The following is a 17,791-nucleotide window of genomic DNA, read 5'->3' as shown; positions in this document are numbered from 1 at the left end:
CGAAGACGGCGCTCGATGCTCACGTGAGTGCGGTGCCTCAGGCGCCGATCGTCCGTGAGGCGATCAGCTGTCGATACCAGTGCCCCGAGTCCTTGACGGTGCGTTCGAGCGAGTCGAAGTCCACGCGCACGATGCCGAATCTCTTGGCATAGCCGTAGCCCCACTCGAAGTTGTCGAGGAGCGACCACACGAAGTAGCCGCGCAGGTCGACACCGCGCTGGATCGCACGATGAGCGGCCGTGAAGTGCCTGCGCAGGTAGTCGGTGCGCTCGGGATCGGGGACGGAGCCGTCCTCAGCCACCTCGTCGTCGAACGCCGCCCCGTTCTCGGTGACCATGAGCGGCTGCGACGGGAACTGCTCCGACAGCGAGACGAGCAGCTCCTCCAGTCCCTCGGGCGCGATGTTCCATCCCATCGCCGTGTACGGCCCCGGCTGCTCGACGAACTCGACCAGCTGATCGCTGCCCGGCCACGCCGTGCCTCCGGCCGTGCCCTTGTGCCCGTCGTTCTGCTGCTTCTCCGACACCCCGTCCCACAGGCGGACGGTCGCCGTCGAGTAGTAGTTGACCCCGAGGACGTCGATCGGCTGGTTGATCGTGGCGAGGTCGCCATCCTGCACGAACGACCAGTCGGTGACCGATGCCGTGTCGTCGAGGAGGTCTGCGGGGTACTCGCCGCGCAGCATCGGGTGGGTGAAGGCGCGATTCGCGAGACCGTCGATCCGGCGCATGGCCTCGTCAGCGCCGTCGCCGACGCCCCGCAGGACATGGAAGTTCAACGTCACCGAGTAGTCCGGGTCACCGGTCGACGTCGCCCGGAGCGCCTGGATGGCGCGCCCGTGCGCGAGGTTCAGGTGGTGCACGGCCGACAGCGCGGAGGCGGGCTCGTGCCGACCCGGCGCGTGACCGCCCTGACCGTAGCCCAGATAGGCGGAGCACCAGGGCTCGTTGAGCGTGGTCCAGGTGTGCACCCGGTCGCCCAGTGCTGCGCCCACGATCGACGCGTATCGCTCGAAGGCATCGGTCGTGGCGCGAGAGGTCCACCCGCCCGCATCCTCGAGGTACTGCGGAAGATCCCAGTGGTAGAGCGTCGCCACGGGGCGGATGCCGCGCTCGAGGAGTCCGTCGACGAGACGCGAGTAGAAGTCGATGCCCGCCTGATTGACTCGTCCGTCTGCCGCAGGGACGATGCGCGGCCAGGCGATCGAGAATCGGTAGGCCTGCAGTCCGAGATCCGACATCAGGTCGAGGTCCTCATCGACGCGATGGTAGTGATCGCAGGCCACATCGCCGGTGTCGCCGTTCCACACCTTGCCCGGCGTTCGGCTGAACGTGTCCCAGATCGACGGCGTCCTGCCGTCCTCGTCTGCCGCACCCTCGATCTGGTACGCGGCGGTCGCCGATCCGAACGTGAAGCCCTCGGGGAGGACGAGTCCGGATCCGCGGTAGTCATCGGCGGGGGAGAGAGTCACCGGGTCACCTCCGTCAGGTCGGTTTCGTAGATCTTCTCACGGCCGTCGGGGCTCGTGACCGTCACCGTCGTCGACCCCGATCCGCCGGGGAACACGCGCAGTCGCAGGCCGTCGTGATAGTCGTAGTCCGGCCGATCGGTGCGGGCGCCCCAGGGGAGCGCGGTGCCGGGGCGCACGTACAGCGGCAGTGAATCGAAGGCATGGGTCTCCCGGCGCCATCCGCCGCCCGCGACCGTCTCTCCGGTCAGCAGCGACGTCCACTCGCCCTCCGGGAGATAGAACTCCACCGTTCCGTCCTCCGAGAAGACCGGCGCGACGAGCAGGTCAGAGCCCAGCATGTACTGCCGGTCGAGGTAGCCGACGGCCGGGTCGTCCGGGAACTCCAGCTGCATCGGACGCATCACCGGCAGCCCGGTCCTCGAGGCGATGATGCCCTGCTGATAGAGGTAGGGCATGAGCTGCATCTTGAGGTGGGTGAAGCGCCTCGTCACGTCGACGGCCTCCTCGTCGAAGGCCCACGGCACCCGGTACGAACTCGAGCCGTGGAAGCGGGAGTGCGAGCCGAGCAGGCCGAACGCCGTCCAGCGTTTGAAGACCCCGGCATCCGGAGTGCCCTCGAAGCCCCCGATGTCGTGACTCCAGAAGGCGAAGCCGCTGAGCGCCAGCGACAGCCCTCCGCGCAGGGTCTCGGCCATCGACGCATAGGTCGAGGTGGAATCCCCGCCCCAGTGCACCGGCATGCTCTGTCCGCCCGCCGTGGCAGAGCGCGCGAACAGCACGGCGTCATCCGCGCCGCGGGCGTCGACGAGCACATCGTGCACCGCGCGATTGTAGAGATCGGTGTACAGGTTGTGCATGCGCTCGGGGTCGGAGCCGTCGGCCCAGACGACCTCGGTCGGGATGCGCTCGCCGAAGTCGGTCTTGAAGCAGTCCACGCCCTGGTCGATCAACCCGCGGAGCTTCGACTGGTACCAGGCGGTGGCCTCGGGGTTCGTGAAGTCCACGAGACCCATACCCGCCTGCCACAGGTCCCACTGCCAGACCGATCCGTCGGGGCGCTGCACGAGGAAGCCCTGATCGGCGGCCTCGCGGAACAGCGGGGAGCGCTGGGCGATGTAGGGGTTGATCCAGACGCAGACGCGCAGGTCCTTGTCGTGCAGTCGCGACAGCATGCCCTCGGGATCGGGGAACACCCGCGAATCCCAGACGAAGTCGGTCCAGTTGAACTCCCGCATCCAGAAGCAGTCGAAATGGAACACCGACACCGGCAGCTCCCGCGCCGCCATCTCGTCGATGAACGAGTTGACGGTCTGCTCGTCGTAGTCGGTCGTGAAGCTCGTCGACAGCCAGAGCCCGTATGACCAGGCGGGAACCACCGGCGGCCGTCCGGTGAGAGCGGTGTAGCGCGAGAGCACCTCCTTCGGCGTCGGACCGGCGATGACGAAGTACTCGAGCACCTCGCCCGAGACCGAGAACTGCACGCGCTCGACCGATTCCGAGCCGATCTCGTACGACACGTGACCCGGATCGTTCACGAGAACCCCGTACCCGCGGTTCGACACATGGAACGGGATGCTCTTGTACGCCTGCTCGCTCGAGGTCCCGCCGTCGGCGTTCCAGATGTCGACCGACTGGCCGTTCTTCACCAGCGGGCCGAAGCGCTCGCCGAGTCCGTAGATGAGCTCGCCCACTCCGAGGTCGAGCTGCTCGTGCACGAAGACGGATCCGCCGGGGGTCGAGCCGCCCTGGCGGGCGTTGTCGACGATTCCGGCATCCACCTGCGCGTCCGGAGCGAGCCGGACGTAGCCCTGGGCCTTGTGCCCGCTTCCGGTCACACGCCTGCCGTCGACCTCGAAGGACAGGCCCCACGGCGCACCGTGGGTGATCCGCGCCACGAGCGAACCGGCATCCAGGACGCCGCCCGCCTCGCTCACGGACACGGAGGCGGCCCCCGCTCCTGCGCCGGGGAGGCCGAATCCGCCGTGCCAGCGGCCGCCTTCGTGGTGCGCGATGCGCACGCGCACCACCCCTTCGGCGGGAGAGGAGAGCGTGGTCGTGAGCACGGGACGGTTCAGGGTGTCGCCGCGCTTGGCGATCACCATGGTGGGCGCCGTGATGACGATCCCTCGCCCGTCGGGGGTGTCGGTGGTCTCGGCGATGTCATAGGCCTCCTGCGCGTACAGCGCGGTGACCCCTGGACGCAGTTGCCAGAACCCGTCGGTGAACTTCATTACTTGACTGCTCCTGCCGTGATGCCGCGCGTGAGGGTGCGCTGGAAGATGAGGAAGAAGATGAGCGTGGGGATGATGCCGAGCAGCGCGGACGCGCTCGTCGTCGTGACGTCCATGAGCCGGTCGCCCTGCAGCACGCTGATCGCCACGGGGACCGTCTGGTTGGCGTTCGACGCGAGGAAGGTCAGCGGGATCAGGAACTCGTTCCACGTCCAGATGAAGAAGAAGATGAGCAGCACCGACAGGGTCGGACGGCTGATCGGGAAGACGACCCGCCACAGGATCTGCCAGCGGCTCGCGCCGTCGAGGGACGCCGCCTCGAGGATCTCCTTCGGGAACGTCCCGTAGACCGACGACAGCAGATACGTGCCGAACGCCGCCTGGATCACGGTGAAGACGATGATCACCGACCACACGTTGTCGTACAGGCCGACGGACTTGAACATGTAGTAGAGCGGGTAGAGGAGGGCCTCCTGGGGCAGCAGGTTCGCGAGCAGGAAGAGCAGCACGATCCAGCTGCGTCCGCGGACTCGCCCGATGCCGATCGCGAAGGCGTTGAGCATCGAGATGACCACGGCGAGGACGGAGACCACGCCAGCGATGAAGAGCGAGTTCCAGACCTTCTCGGGGAAGTTCACCCTCTCCCAGAACTTGATGATCCCGCCGAAGTCGAGGGTCTCGGGGAACGCCAGCGGACCCGACGTCGCGTAGTCGACCGGCGACTTGAACGAGTTGACCAGCACGAGGTAGAACGGCGCGATGATCAGCAGCGCGCCGATCACGACGAGGGTGAGCATGAGCCAGTCGATCGGACGCTTCTTGGTCATGCCGCCGCGCGGACGGCTGGTGGCCGGCTTGCCGGTGACGATGGCGGTGGTGGCGTGCATCAGAGACCCGCCCTTTCCTTGCGCTCGAGCGAGTTCTGCACGCGGATGAAGATGATCGACACGATCACCACGACGATGGTCAGCACGGTGGCGATGGTCGCGCCGTAGCCGACGTTCCGCTTCGTGAAGAACTCCTGGTAGGCGTAGTACGCGGGCACCAGGGTGGCGCCGGCGGGGCCGCCGCGGGTGATGATGTAGACGGGGCCGAAGACCTTGAGCGCCGCGATCGTGCAGGTCAGAGTGACGACGAAGATCTCCGGGCGGATGATGCTCATCGTGATCGCCGAGAATCGCTGGAACCAGTTCGCCCCGTCGAGTTCGGCGGCTTCGTAGAGCTCAGGGTCGACGCGCTGCAGCGCAGCCATGAAGACGACCACGGGGTAGCCGAGCTGCACCCACACCATGACGACCATCAGCACGATGAGGGCCGAGGGCATCTGGCCGAGCCAGTCGTAGGCGGGGATGCCGAACCATCCGAGGATCTGGTTCAGTGCACCGTCGCCACCCGGCCGGACGATCCAGCCGATCACGATGCCGGCGACGGCGATCGGGAGGATCTGGGGAAGGTAGTACGTCGCCCGCAGGAAGCTGCCCACCTTGCCGCCGAACTTGCGTCCGACGACGTCGAAGAGAAGGGCGGCGACGATGAGACCGACGATCGTGGGCACCACGACCATGGCGATGATCATCCACACCGAGTTCGTGAACGAGGTCCAGAAGTCGCTGTCGGTGAGGATCTTCTGCCAGTTCTCGAGACCGATGAACTCCGGTGTGCGGACGCCCTTCCACTTCGTGAAGGTCAGATACACGTTCCAGATCAGCGGGACGATGACGACGACGAGGAGCAGGACGAAGCCCGGGAGCAGGTACATCCAGTAGGCGCCGGTCCCACCGCTGCGCTGCGGGATCGACGGCTCTTCGGGCGGCAGCTTCGTGCGGCCCTCGCGGCGGGTGACGAGTGACATGTTCATCTCCAGGAGGATGCGGGGGCGGCGACGTGCGGTCGCCGCCCCCGCAGGTGGATCAACGGAATTCGGCCGTGCCCTCGTCGTACTGCTCGCCGAGGTTGGTGTTGGTCGTCTCGGCGTCCTGCGTGCCGGTGATCAGACCCTGGAGCTCCTGGACGATCACGTCGTAGAAGCCGGGGGCGGGCCAGTCGGGGTAGAACGAGAGTCCGTCGGCGTCGAGCACGCCGTTGAACGTCTCGATCAGGGCCGCGCTCTTCTCATCGGTGATGTCAGCGGTGTCTGCCGCGACGGGGAGGCCGCCGTTGTTGCCGATGATCGCCTGGATCTCGGGCCGCATCGTGATGTCGATGAACTCGTACGCGAGCTCCTTGTTCGCGGCGTTCTCGGGGACGACCCACAGGTTGCCGGACGAGCCGAGCGAGAGATCCGCTCCAGGGAACGCCGTCATCGTCCAATCGAAGCCGGTGGCCTCCGAGACGAAGCGTCCGAACCACCAGGAGCCCGAGACGAAGATCGGCGAGGTGCCGTTGATGAACGAGACACCGGCGTCCTCGGCCTTGACCGATGAGACGTCCGAGGCGATGTAGCCCTTGTCGACGTAGTCCTGGAGCGTCTCGGAGGCGGCGGTGACCTCCGGGCCCTGCCAATCGACCTCTCCGTCGTAGAGCTGATAGGAGTCGACGAAGTCGCGGTCTCCCTCGAGCAGCGCGAGCTGATACCACAGCTGTCCGAGCGGGTACTCCGCGCCGGCCTCGGCGAGAGGGGTGACTCCCTGTGCGACGAACGCGTCGAGCACGTCGACGAACTCCTCGTAGGTGGTGGGGATCTCGAGCCCTGCCGCGGCGAACGCGTCCTGGTTGTAGTAGACGCCGACGAACTCGCCGTAGTTCGGGACGCCGAACCACGTGTCACCGCCCATCACACCGTCTTCGGAGTACTTCGCGGTGGTCTGGAGAGAGGGTGCGAGCTTCTCGTCCCACCCGTACTCCTCGACGGCGTCGGAGATGTCGGCGATCAGGCCGGTGGAGGCGAGGAAGCCGGCCGTCGCGTTGCCCTTGTTGAACTCCATGAGGTCGGGGGCGGCGTCCGTGTCGAGCACCTGGCTGGCGGTCTTCTGGATCTGCTCGAAGGACTTCTCCTCGAACTCGACCTTCGCGCCGGTCTCCTCCTCGAAGATCGCGATCGCCTCGGCCCACGCCTTGCCCATCGCGCTGTCGGCGCCCTCGTAGTGCCAGAGCTTGAGGGTGTCGCCGCCGCCCCCCTCGTCGCCGGAACCGGCGGTGCATCCGCTCAGGGCGATGCCTGTCGCGGTGAGAGCGGCGAGAGCCGCCAACGTCTTCGTCCTGCGGGTGGTGCGTGCCATCGTCGGCACTCCTTTCTCGGTGGCCCTGGGGCCGGACACTTCAGTGGGTCGGGTGTTCAGTTGTGATGAGGCGATCGTCGAAGCGTTTCGATGATCGCGATGCGGCTGCGCGGTCGACGCCCGTCACTCCCGAGCGGGAGCGACGGAGCCGGCGGACTGGTACTCAGGTGGGATCAGGTGGATCTGCGCGGGCAGGCCCGGTTCCTCCAGGCGTTGCACCGCGAGGTCGACGGCGAGCTCGCACGACCTCTGGGGTACGAGCGGGATCGTGTCGATCGGGACGACGAGCGCGGACGTGTCGAACGATGCGGCCGCCGAGATGACGGAGACGTCTTCTCCCACCGTCAGCCCCTGGGACGAGATCGTCTCGAGGAGGACGTCGTGGACGTCGCCGACGGCGTGGACGATGAAGGCGCGGACGCCGCGCTCCAGCGCCAGCTCTGCGGCCGCGCGCACGGAGGAGGCGTCGGTGGTCGTGACGCCCGTCGTCACCCAGTCGAGGTCGACGCCCCGCTCGGCCGCTCGCTTCTGCACGCCGAGGAGCAGGCGACGAGGGAAGTTCGACTTCCGGTAGGAGACCTCGGTCTGGCCGAACAGCGTGACCGAGGTGTGACCGGCATCGGCCAGTCGATCCACCGCGAGATGCCCCGTCGCCTCGAAGTCGAGGTCGACGCAGGTCAGATCCCGGGCGTCGTCGGGGATGCCGATGAACACGGTGGGGGAGCGCAGGGAGCGGGCGATGTCCGCGCGCTCGTCGTCGGGGGCGACGTCGAGCACGAGGATGGCATCGACCAGATTGCTCGCGGCGACGCGGTTCATGCCCTCTGACGCCTGCTCGTCGGTCAGGAGGAGGATGTCGTAACCGCGGCGCCGCGCGGCGACCGCGGTCGCGAGCACGAACGCCATGTGGGTCGGGGCGTGCGTGTCGGCGCGGAGGGGCTCGGTGAGCCCGAAGATCTGAGTGCGGCGCCCGGCGAGCATCCGTGCTCCGGCGTCGGGTTCGTAACCGAGCGTGTGCACCGCGTCCTCGATGCGGCGGCGCGTCTTCTCGGAGACGGGGCGCTTGCCGCTCAGAGCGTAGGAGACCGTGCTGATCGACACTCCGGCGGCTTCTGCCACCTCGTGGATCGTCGTCATCAGGACTCCATCGTCGTGTTTCGGTCACATCGTCGAAGCGTTTCGCTCTCGCCTCTGACAGCGATGATAGGCACGGTTCGACGCTGCGCGCAACCTTTTTGTGGTCACTCGCAACAAATCGATCGCGGAGAACGCGGGAGCGGTCCCATCGATTCACCGGACAGGGCGACGGGGCCTCGATGGGGGAGGGGATTCGAGACCCCGCCGCCGGTCTACGAAGGGATGCGGATCTGAGCGATGACTTCGGAGTACTCGGTCTCGCCGACAGGGGTGAAGCCGACACGCAGGAAGAACGCCTCGGGACCGTCTTCTCCGGCCTCGTAGATGACGTTGACGTGGTCGAATCCGCGGACTCGCGCCTCTTCGATGAGCTGCTCGACCGCGAAGCGACCGACGCCCTTGCCCTGGTCGTCGGCGTCGACGTTGATGCGCCACAGCACGGAGCGGAAGTGCTCTTCCGGGGCATCGGCGTCGAAGTTCGCACTGACGAAACCGACGACCTGGTCGTCGTCGAGGACGACTCGCTGCCAGGAGGTCTGGGGGTTGATGACGGTCGCGGCGATGCCATAGGACACCGGAGCGAGGAACTGCTCCTGTCCGGGCTTGAGCGACATGTTGTTCACGGCGACGATCGTCGCAGCGGAGAGTTCGACCATGCGCAGTTCGGACATGATCACAGGCTAGCCCCTCATCGGGTCGCCGCGCAGAAACCTCGACTTTCGTCAGGGGTGCAGCTCTGCGGAATGCCGGAAGTCGATGTGTACCCCGCCTCCCGGCGAACGTGCGTCGGGAGCGGCTCAGGTATCTTGGTATCGAGACAAATATGCCCTCGCGAACGGAGAACCTCCTGGTGACCGACGACGCCATCATCTACACCTACACGGACGAGGCTCCGGCTCTCGCCACCGCTTCCTTCCTGCCGATCATCAAGGCCTACACGGGGCAGGCGGGCATCGAGGTCGAGACCCGCGACATCTCGCTCGGCGGACGCATCCTCGCGGCATTCCCGCAGAAGCTCACCCCGGAGCAGCAGGTCGGTGATTCCCTCGCCGAGCTCGGTGGCCTCGCCACGCTCCCCGAGGCGAACATCATCAAGCTGCCGAACATCTCGGCCTCGATCCCGCAGCTCAAGGGCGCGATCGCCGAGCTGCAGGCCCAGGGCTACGACATCCCCGACTTCCCGGACGAGCCGACCTCTCTCGAGGAGAAGGATGTCCGCGCCCGCTACGACCGCATCAAGGGCTCAGCGGTGAACCCCGTGCTCCGCGAGGGGAACAGCGACCGTCGGGCACCTCTGGCCGTGAAGAACTACGCGAAGAAGCACCCGCACCGCAACAAGCCGTTCGCCGAGGGATCGAAGACCCGCGTCGCGACGCTCGGTCACGACGACTTCAAGCACAACGAGCGCTCCTGGGTCGCCGCCCATGACGACGTCCTGACCTTCCGCCACACCGCCGCAGACGGCACTGTGACGATCCTCAAGGAGGGGCTGAAGGTCCTTCCGCGCGAGATCATCGACGCGACGTTCCTCTCGGCCGCGCACCTCGACGCCTTCCTCGCCGAGACGCTCGAGACGGCGAAGAACGACGACGTCCTCTACTCGGTGCACCTCAAGGCCACCATGATGAAGGTCAGCGACCCGATCATCTTCGGTCACGTCGTGAGGGTGTTCTTCAAGGACGTGTTCGCGCAGTACGGCGACAAGCTGGCCGCCGCGGGACTCAACCCCAACGACGGTCTCGGCTCGATCCTCTCGGGCCTCGGTGACATCGCCGACGGCGACGAGATCGCCGCAGCGTTCGACAGGGCCATCGCCGAGGGGCCGCGTCTCTCGTACGTGAACTCCGACAAGGGGACCACGAACCTGCACGTCCCGAGCGACGTCATCGTCGATGCCTCCATGCCCGCGCTCGTCCGCAACGGCGGCAAGCTGTGGGGCAAGGACGGCGGCGAGGCCGACACGCTCGCGGTGATCCCGGACTCCTCGTATGCGAGCGTCTATCAGGCGGTCATCGACGATGTGATCGCCAACGGCCCGCTCGACCCCGCCACGATCGGCACCGTGCCGAACGTGGGCCTCATGGCTCAGGCGGCTGAGGAGTACGGCAGCCACGACAAGACGTTCGAGATCGCCGCCGCAGGCACTGTTCAGGTGCTCGACAGCGAGGGCACCGTGCTGATCGAGCACGAGGTCGGCGCGGGTGACATCTGGCGTGCGACGCAGACGAAGCACATCCCGGTGATGGACTGGGTCAAGCTCGCCGTCTCCCGCGCTCGCGCCACGGGCGTGCCCGCGGTGTTCTGGCTCGATGCCAACCGCTCGCACGACGCGCAGATCATCGCCAAGGTTCACCAGGGTCTCGCGACGCTCGACACCAAGGGCCTCACGATCACGATCCTCGCGCCCGAGGAAGCCACTCGCTACACGCTGGCGCGGATGCGCCACGGCCTCGACACCATCTCGGTGACGGGCAACGTGCTGCGCGACTACCTGACCGACCTGTTCCCGATCCTCGAGGTCGGCACCAGCGCGAAGATGCTGTCGATCGTCCCGCTGCTCGCCGGCGGTGGCCTCTTCGAGACGGGCGCCGGCGGATCGGCCCCCAAGCACGTGCAGCAGCTCGTCGAGGAGAACTACCTGCGGTGGGACTCGCTGGGCGAGTTCTTCGCGCTGGCCGCGTCGCTCGAGCACTTCGCCGACCGCACCGGGAACGAGAAGGCCCGGGTCCTCGCGGAGACCCTCGATGCGGCGACCGGAACGTTCCTCGAAGAGGACCGCTCCCCGGGCCGCGCTCTCGGCACGATCGACAACCGCGGCAGCCACTTCTACCTGGGTCTGTACTGGGCGCAGGAGCTGGCGAAGCAGACGAAGGATGCCGAGCTCGCCGCGTCCTTCGCACCGATCGCCGCCACGCTCGCCGAGAACGAGGAGAAGATCGTCTCCGAGCTCAACGCCGTGCAGGGCAAGCCCGTCGAGATCGGCGGCTACTACCGCCCCGACGACGCGCTCGTCACCGCAGTCATGCGCCCGTCCACCACGCTGAACGGCATCGTCGACGCGCTGAGCTGACGCAGATCACAGAAGAAGGGGCCGGATGCGAGAGCATCCGGCCCCTTCTTCGCGTGATCCCTCCGCGGAATCGACGACGCGTCGCGTGCGGGGGATCTGCTCGGTGAGAGCGGGGATCAGTAGTGGACCGCGACCTCGAGGCCCACGGGCGACCATTCGTAGACGTACCGGGCGACATCGATCGGCATGTTCACGCAACCGTGGCTGCGGGGATTGCCGAAGTCGTTGTGCCAGTAGGTGCCGTGGAAGCCCTCGTCGCCGTTGAAGTAGGTGACCCAGGGGACGTTGGGCGTCTCGGTGATCGAGCCGTCCGGCTCGCGGCTCTTCATGGTCTGCTCGCGCACGTGCGCGTAGACGCGGAAGTTGCCGGTGTCGGTGGGTGTCGCGCTCTTGCCCGAGGAGATCGCCCAGGAGCGCACGACCGCGCCGTTCTCGATGAGGGTCGCGGTCTGCGACCCGAGGTCGACATCGATCTTGCGCACGAGGTTGACGGACTCGAACGGCGTCTCGGTGACCTCGATGGGGAAGATGCCCTCGCCGGCCTCGAGCTTCGTCGCGACGTCGGATGCGAGAGCAGAGGTGTCGCCGATCGCGCGACCACTCACTCCTTCGGCCTCGGTGCGGAGGATCTTGCCGGCCGAATCGACGATGTTCGTCGCGTTGACCGGGGCCCGGTCGACGGCTGCCGGGAGGGCGTCGATCGTCGCCTGGATCGAAGCCTCGTCGGCGACCACGCTGAGCTCGCCACCGTCGTCGACGACGGAGATCCAGGTCGAGGCGGTCGCCGCGTCGACGGGCACCGTGCGCTCTTCGCCGATGTAGAAGCCGATCGAGCCGAGCATCGTGTTCAGTGAGGTCGCGAAAGCCGTGGCGTCTTCATCAGTGATCGCCGGCGCGGCTTCGGCCGGGTCGCCGGAGAACTCGAGGCTCGTGCCACCGTCCGCGATCGTGTCGACGATGGCGGCGGTGAGACCGTCGAGGTCGACGGCCGTCCCGGTGGCTGAGGGGGTGATCGCGTAGCCACCGCCTGCGGCGTCGAAGACGACGCCGGCATCGACCGCGTCTTCGAAACTCGACGGCACGGCCTCACGCAACGCGGCCTCGGCCGTCGCGGGATCGAGAGTGATCTCGCCGGCGACGGGTTCACCCATCCAGGCGGTCACGTTCCAGAGCGGACGCTCCGCGAAAGCGGCGTCCGCGAGTGCGGTCGCGTCGATCTCGGCGCCGAGATCCGCTCCCGTCAGCACGGTGTCGCCGCCTGCTCCGGTCAGAGTGACCTCTGCATCGGCGACGTGGGCCTGGATCGTGTCGGCCGCGGCACCGGGCGTGAGCCAGCCGACGGGAATCCCGGCGACCGTGGTGCCCGGCGCGATCAGGATCATCGAGGCGGCGGCCGTGCCCAGGGCCAGCGCGCCCACGCCGAGGCCGATCCACAGGCCGAGGCGCTTCTTCTTCGGAGCCGGTTCGATCGGCGCCCAGGCGAGTTCCTGGTCGCCGCTGCGCGGCGGCTGGGAGTCGGTGGGTGCGTCGCCGGAGTCGGCGGGCGCGACAGGATTCGGCTGGTCGCCGGAGGCGGTCGCCTCGGTCAGCTTCTCGGTCTTCGCATCCTGCGCTGAGATCAGATCGGTCACGAACTCACCCCCCGGTTTCTCACGTGTCCTTAGCGATATGCTACGCGATCGCTGATAACGAGGAGGCAACGGTCCGTGGACCGCGGAAATTCCCGATGCGTCAGTCGCTGATGACGGCGAGGCCGTCGATCTCGACCAGCATCTCCTCGCGGGGGAGGCCCGTGAAGACGGTCGTGCGCGAAGGCAGGACCCCGCTGGTGGTGTGCGCTGTCACGAACGCGCCATACGCGTCGTTCATGATCGCGAAGTCCTCCCGCTTGGTCAGGTAGACGCGCAGCATCACGACATCGTCGAATGTCGCGCCGGATGCCTCGACGATCGCCTTGACGTTCTCGAGCGTGCGCGTGGTCTGAGCCGCGACATCGCCGGGGAAGAGGTATTCGCTCGTCTGGGGGTCGACAGGGCCCTGGCCGGAGACCTGCACGATCGGGCCCTTTCGGATCCCCTGCGAGAAGGTGTGAGCGGGAGCGGGGGCGGCGTCGGTCGACACTCGGATCTTCGCGGTCATGCGACCAGCCTAGTAGCCTTGTTAGATGCCTCTACAAATCCCGGATCCTGTTCTCGGCACCTGGGCGAAGGGTTTCCCTCCGCGTTCCGCGGGGCTGCGGCTGTCGGAGGTACCCGACGCGGGCCTGCATCTGTCCGATCTCGTGACGCCGGTGCTGACGGTCCACGAGGCGGCGCTCTCCCACAACGAATCGACCGTCTTCGCCTGGGCGGCGGAACAGGGAGTCGTCCTCGCACCGCACGGCAAGACGACGATGGCGCCGGCGCTCTGGCAGCGGCTGCTCGATGCCGGCGCATGGGGGATCTCCGTCGCGACGCCGTGGCAGGCCGAAGTCGCGGTGGAGGCAGGGGTCTCCCCCGTGCTCATCGCGAACGCCGTCACGGATCGTGGCGCCGCGCACCACCTCGGCGCTCTGCAAGCTGCGGCGGGCGATCTCCGGATCCTCTGCTGGGCGGACTCCGTCGAGGCCGTCGGCATCCTCGCCGACGCGCTTCACGACGCCGAGCGTCCTCTCGACGTGCTCGTCGAACTCGGTGGCCGGGGCGGGCGCACGGGCGCGCGCAGCGTGGAAGAGGGGGAGCGCATCTCCCAGGCGATCGTCGCGGCCCCCGGTCTGCGGCTCGCCGGAGTCGCCGGCTACGAAGGACCGTTCGGTCCCGACCGGTCGGAGGCGTCTGTCGCCGCCGTCGACGCCTATCTGTCCACACTCGTCGACCTGCACCGTCGCCTCGAGTATCCGCCCGGCGTTCGGCCCGTGCTCAGCGCAGGAGGCAGCGCCTTCCCCGACCGGGCAGCGGCGATCCTGGCCCCTCACGGAGCGGATGCCGACATCGTGCTGCGGTCGGGTGCGTTCCAGATCCACGACGACGGCTTCTACTCGCGCATGTCGCCGTTCGGCGCCCTGACATCGACGGCGCCACTGCGTTCCGCCATGCACGCGTGGTCGCGCGTCGTCTCGCAGCCCGAAGAGGGACTCGCACTGCTGGACGCGGGCCGTCGAGATGTGCCGTTCGACCTCGACCTGCCGGTCCCGCAATCGGTCGAGGGGCGGATCACGGCCCTGAACGACCAGCACGCCTTCCTCGCTCTTGCAGACGGGGCGGATGTCTCCGTCGGCGACGTCGTGCGTCTCGGGCTGTCGCATCCCTGCACGGCTTTCGACAAATGGCGCGTGGTGGCGGTCATCGACGACCCGGATGCGGCGGACCCCCGGGTGATCGGAGCGGTCGCGACATGCTTCTGAGCACCGAGAAGCCCGTGCGGGTGTACCGAGGCGTCACCGTGGTCGACGGCACCGGAGCCGAGAGGTTCGCGGCCGACGTCGCGGTCGAAGGAGCCCGCATCGTCGCGGTGATCCGCGACGGAGATGAGAGGGTCCTGGAACTGCCGGCGGATGCGGTGGAGGTCGCGGGGGCGGGGCGGGTGCTGGCTCCCGGGTTCATCGACATGCACGCGCACAGCGAGCTGGCCGTGCTGCAGGGAGCAGCCCACGACGCGAAGATCCTCCAGGGCGTCACGACGGAGGTGCTCGGCCAGGACGGGCTCGGCTATGCCCCGCTCGACGACGCGACGGCGGCGGTGATCCCGGCTCAGATCGCGGGCTGGAACGGCATGCCGCCCGCCGTCCCCTGGCGTTCGATGGATGACCTGCTCGCTGCGATCGACTCGGCCGCGGTGGGCAACGCCGCGGTCCTGGTGCCGCAGGGCAATCTGCGCATGATGGTGGTCGGTCACGAGAACCGGGCGGCCACACCTGCGGAGATCGCAGCGATGTCCGGCATCCTCGGCGCGGCGCTCGACGCAGGCGCGTTCGGCATGTCGAGCGGATTGACCTACACCCCGGGGATGTACGCCGACACGGCGGAGCTGGAAGCGCTCTGCCGAGTCGTCGCCGAACGCGGCGGCTACTGGGCGCCCCACACCCGAAGCTACGGCGGGGGAGCCCTGGACGCCTATCGGGAGGCGCTCGACATCGGCCGTCGCACCGGGTGTCCGATCCATCTCACGCATGCGACCATGAACTTCGCTCCGAACCGCGGGCGTGCGGCAGAGCTGCTCGCTCTGGTCGATGAGGCCCTCGACGACGGCGTCGACGTGACCCTCGACACCTACCCTTATCTTCCCGGTGCCACCACGCTCGCGGCGCTGCTTCCGAGCCGACTGGCCGAGAGCGGCGACCTGCTCGCGACCCTCGCTGCGCTCGATGAGAGCGGACGCGAGACCGTCCGCGTCGAGCTCGAGGAGATCGGCTGCGACGGTTTCCACGGGGAGCGTGCCGACTGGTCGGCCATCCAGATCTCCGGCACCTCGTCGCCCGAACTCGCGGACCTCGTCGGACGGACCGTCGCGGAGATCGCCGAGTCGTCCGGCAGGCGCTCCGTCGACGTGGTGTTGGACACGATCCTCGAGGATGCGGGGGCCACCGGCATCCTGATGCACATCGGCGACGAGGAGAACGTCCGCACGATCATGCGGCACCCGCGGCACAGCGGCGGCAGCGACGGGATCCTGATCGGCGCGAGACCGCACCCGCGGGGCCGAGGGACCTTCCCGCGCTACCTCGGGCACTACGTGCGAGAACTCGGGGTGCTCTCCCTCGAACAGGCTGTGCAGCACCTGTCCGGCACGCCGGCGATGCGGCTGGGCCTCGACCGGGGTGATGCGCCGCGGGGTGTGATCCGCGAGGGAGCCACGGCCGACCTCGTGCTGTTCGATCCCGAGACCATCACGGCGGGGGCGACCTTCGATGCTCCCCACGAGGCGCCGATCGGCGTCGACGAGGTGCTCGTCGGCGGTGTGCCGGTGGTGCTGGCGGGGCACGCGTCCGGCGCGACCCCGGGTCGAGCGCTGCGAATGACGCCCGCCGCGCATCGTGCCCCGGTCCCGAACATCCCGTCGGTGATCGATCCCGCTGCCGAGCCGTTCGAGTGGACGGTTCACACCTCGGTGTCGGCTCCGGAAGCCCTCGTCGCGAGCGCATCCCGTCTCGGCGAGCATCTCGAAACCGCGAAGGCGGCACCCGCGATCACGTTGAGAATCGACGAGTCCCTCGCGGGGGAGCCGTTCGCCCGAGCGCGTGTCGGCGCCGAGGCATTCCGCGTGACGGTGACCGCCGAGGGAATCGACGTCGTGGGGGCGAGTGCGGCGGGCGTGTTCCGGGGCGTCACGCTGCTCCGGCAGCTGCGCGAGCCCGGCTCCGATCGCGCTCGGATCCCCGCAGGAACATGGCAGTCTGCTCCGGCTCACACCTGGCGGGGGGTCATGCTCGATGTCGCGCGGCACTTCCGCCCGGTCGAGGACCTGAAGCGACTCGTCGATCTGATGGCCGACCACCATCTCACGGTGCTGCACCTCCACCTCACCGACGATCAGGGCTGGCGCTTCGAGGTGCCGGGTTATCCGCTGCTCACAGAGGTGGGCGCGCGCCGCGAGGAGACACAGCGGGGCCACGGGCCGCACGCCACAGTGGTGCCGGGGCTGCACGAGGGTCATTACACGGATGCGGAGCTGCGCGACCTGGTCGCCTACGCCGCGGAGCGATTCGTGACGGTCGTGCCGGAAGTCGAACTGCCCGGGCACATCCAGGCGGCGCTCGCCGCGTACCCCGCGCTCGGCAACACGGATGCGAGCGAGCGCGCTGTCGCGCCGTGGTCGCGCTTCGGCGTGAACCCTCGCACCCTCGCGCTGACGGATGACGCCCTCGCGTTCGGGCGCGCGGCGATCGACGCCCTGTGCGACCTCTTCGACTCTCCGTGGATCGGCATCGGCGGCGATGAGGTGCCGGTCACCGAGTGGGCGCAGAGCGCCGCTGCGCGCGAGCGGATGGGCGAGCTCGGTCTCGCGACTCCCCACGACGTGCAGCCCTGGTTCACCGATCATTTCGTCGCCCACCTCCGCAGCCGTGGGCGCCTCGCCCTGGCATGGGACGAGGTGCTCGAGGGCGATGTCCCCGAGGGCGTGCGGATCCTCGCGTGGCGGGGTCCCGTCGCGATGCGCGAGGCGCTGAGGCGCGGCATCCCCGTGATCGCGTGCCCCGACCTCGAGGTGTATCTCGACTACCCCCAGTCGGAGTCGGCGGAGGAGCCGATCCGGGTCGGCCCGCCGCTGCCGATCGAGCAGGCCTACACGCTGCGCATCGAGGACGGCGCGGTCGGCGGACAGGCCAACGTGTGGACCGAGCACCTCCCGACGAGAGATCGGGTCGACTTCGCGATGTTCCCTCGTCTCGCAGCGATCGCCGAACGGCTGTGGGACGGCGGCGAACCACCCTCGTATGAGGGGTTCGCGCGACGTCTTCCCGTCCATCTCAGACGCCTCGCCGAGTCCGGTGTGCGGTATCGTCCTCTCGACGGTCCGACGCCCGTGCAGAGGCGTCCTGGAGTGCCGGGGAAGCCTCTGACACGCGAGGCGCGGCAGGCGATAGTCGCGGGCCTCGTCGAAGGCCTGGCGGACTCGTCGGGCACCGCCGCCGGAGTACTCTCGGCATAATGTAACGTTTCCGTAACCCTCCCTGTGCTAACTGTGG

12 protein-coding genes are annotated in these 17,791 nt (G+C 68.1%); 3 read left to right on the top strand and 9 right to left on the bottom strand.

Features of this window, described 5'->3' with window-relative positions:
• Positions 1–37: 37 nt before the first annotated feature.
• The 7 genes from ACZZZF_RS06930 to ACZZZF_RS06900 form a co-directional block, all read right to left on the bottom strand.
• Entirely contained in the window at positions 38–1,471 is a 1,434-nt protein-coding gene (locus ACZZZF_RS06930) for a GH1 family beta-glucosidase (protein WP_363521970.1), read from the bottom strand.
• A complete protein-coding gene (yicI, locus tag ACZZZF_RS06925; protein ID WP_463497721.1) occupies positions 1,468–3,702 on the bottom strand; it encodes an alpha-xylosidase in 2,235 nt (744 codons plus the stop codon). Before yicI ends, ACZZZF_RS06930 begins: the two co-directional genes overlap by 4 nt.
• Complete coding sequence (locus ACZZZF_RS06920) at positions 3,702–4,589, bottom strand: carbohydrate ABC transporter permease (RefSeq protein ID WP_463497718.1); 888 nt, start codon at positions 4,587–4,589, stop codon at positions 3,702–3,704. The genes yicI and ACZZZF_RS06920 overlap by 1 nt, the downstream gene beginning before the upstream one ends.
• The gene (locus ACZZZF_RS06915) at positions 4,589–5,554 is read right to left on the bottom strand and encodes a carbohydrate ABC transporter permease (RefSeq protein ID WP_157538122.1); all 966 of its coding nucleotides are present in this window, start codon (positions 5,552–5,554) and stop codon (positions 4,589–4,591) included. Before ACZZZF_RS06915 ends, ACZZZF_RS06920 begins: the two co-directional genes overlap by 1 nt.
• 58 nt (positions 5,555–5,612) lie before the next feature.
• On the bottom strand, positions 5,613–6,920 hold the full coding sequence (locus ACZZZF_RS06910; RefSeq protein WP_072590886.1) for an ABC transporter substrate-binding protein: 1,308 nt from the start codon (positions 6,918–6,920) through the stop codon (positions 5,613–5,615).
• A 123-nt stretch (positions 6,921–7,043) separates the two neighbouring features.
• Entirely contained in the window at positions 7,044–8,057 is a 1,014-nt protein-coding gene (locus tag ACZZZF_RS06905) for a LacI family DNA-binding transcriptional regulator (RefSeq protein ID WP_463497715.1), read from the bottom strand.
• Positions 8,058–8,269: 212 nt separating this feature from the next.
• Positions 8,270–8,728 carry a GNAT family N-acetyltransferase gene (locus ACZZZF_RS06900; protein WP_053099400.1) on the bottom strand — a complete coding sequence of 153 codons (459 nt, stop codon included), beginning with the start codon at positions 8,726–8,728 and terminating at the stop codon, positions 8,270–8,272.
• 179 nt (positions 8,729–8,907) lie between these two features.
• Here ACZZZF_RS06900 and ACZZZF_RS06895 point away from each other — a divergent pair, with 179 nt between their 5' ends.
• Positions 8,908–11,127, top strand: a complete 2,220-nt coding sequence (locus tag ACZZZF_RS06895; RefSeq protein WP_372984382.1) for an NADP-dependent isocitrate dehydrogenase — start codon at positions 8,908–8,910, stop codon at positions 11,125–11,127.
• Between the two features lie 116 nt (positions 11,128–11,243).
• Here the strand turns inward: ACZZZF_RS06895 and ACZZZF_RS06890 are convergent, their stop codons facing one another.
• Together ACZZZF_RS06890 and ACZZZF_RS06885 are read right to left on the bottom strand one after the other, a co-directional pair.
• A complete protein-coding gene (locus ACZZZF_RS06890) occupies positions 11,244–12,758 on the bottom strand; it encodes a L,D-transpeptidase family protein (RefSeq protein WP_230101198.1) in 1,515 nt (504 codons plus the stop codon).
• A gap of 100 nt (positions 12,759–12,858) precedes the next feature.
• Positions 12,859–13,266 carry a RidA family protein gene (locus ACZZZF_RS06885; protein WP_053095391.1) on the bottom strand — a complete coding sequence of 136 codons (408 nt, stop codon included), beginning with the start codon at positions 13,264–13,266 and terminating at the stop codon, positions 12,859–12,861.
• A 25-nt stretch (positions 13,267–13,291) separates the two neighbouring features.
• Between ACZZZF_RS06885 and ACZZZF_RS06880 the strand changes: the two genes are divergently transcribed.
• Positions 13,292–14,509: a type III PLP-dependent enzyme domain-containing protein gene (locus ACZZZF_RS06880; protein ID WP_463497712.1), complete on the top strand. Its 1,218-nt coding sequence runs from the start codon at positions 13,292–13,294 to the stop codon at positions 14,507–14,509.
• Positions 14,500–17,754: a family 20 glycosylhydrolase gene (locus ACZZZF_RS06875; protein WP_463497710.1), complete on the top strand. Its 3,255-nt coding sequence runs from the start codon at positions 14,500–14,502 to the stop codon at positions 17,752–17,754. The genes ACZZZF_RS06880 and ACZZZF_RS06875 overlap by 10 nt, the downstream gene beginning before the upstream one ends.
• Positions 17,755–17,791: the final 37 nt, after the last annotated feature.

The organism is Microbacterium sp. AC215 (assembly GCF_979258645.1).
Note: the sequence above shows the minus strand (reverse complement) of the source record. Positions and strands in the feature narration are given on the sequence as shown.

Excerpts from the sequence above, each read along its gene's own strand:
- ACZZZF_RS06905 (WP_463497715.1), bottom strand. The coding sequence starts at position 8,057 with ATGACGACGATCCACGAGGTGGCAGAAGCCGCCGGAGTGTCGATCAGC.
- ACZZZF_RS06875 (WP_463497710.1), top strand. The coding sequence starts at position 14,500 with ATGCTTCTGAGCACCGAGAAGCCCGTGCGGGTGTACCGAGGCGTCACC.
- yicI (WP_463497721.1), bottom strand. The coding sequence starts at position 3,702 with ATGAAGTTCACCGACGGGTTCTGGCAACTGCGTCCAGGGGTCACCGCG.
- ACZZZF_RS06915 (WP_157538122.1), bottom strand. The coding sequence starts at position 5,554 with ATGTCACTCGTCACCCGCCGCGAGGGCCGCACGAAGCTGCCGCCCGAA.
- ACZZZF_RS06885 (WP_053095391.1), bottom strand. The coding sequence starts at position 13,266 with ATGACCGCGAAGATCCGAGTGTCGACCGACGCCGCCCCCGCTCCCGCT.
- ACZZZF_RS06910 (WP_072590886.1), bottom strand. The coding sequence starts at position 6,920 with ATGGCACGCACCACCCGCAGGACGAAGACGTTGGCGGCTCTCGCCGCT.
- ACZZZF_RS06880 (WP_463497712.1), top strand. The coding sequence starts at position 13,292 with ATGCCTCTACAAATCCCGGATCCTGTTCTCGGCACCTGGGCGAAGGGT.
- ACZZZF_RS06900 (WP_053099400.1), bottom strand. The coding sequence starts at position 8,728 with ATGTCCGAACTGCGCATGGTCGAACTCTCCGCTGCGACGATCGTCGCC.
- ACZZZF_RS06920 (WP_463497718.1), bottom strand. The coding sequence starts at position 4,589 with ATGCACGCCACCACCGCCATCGTCACCGGCAAGCCGGCCACCAGCCGT.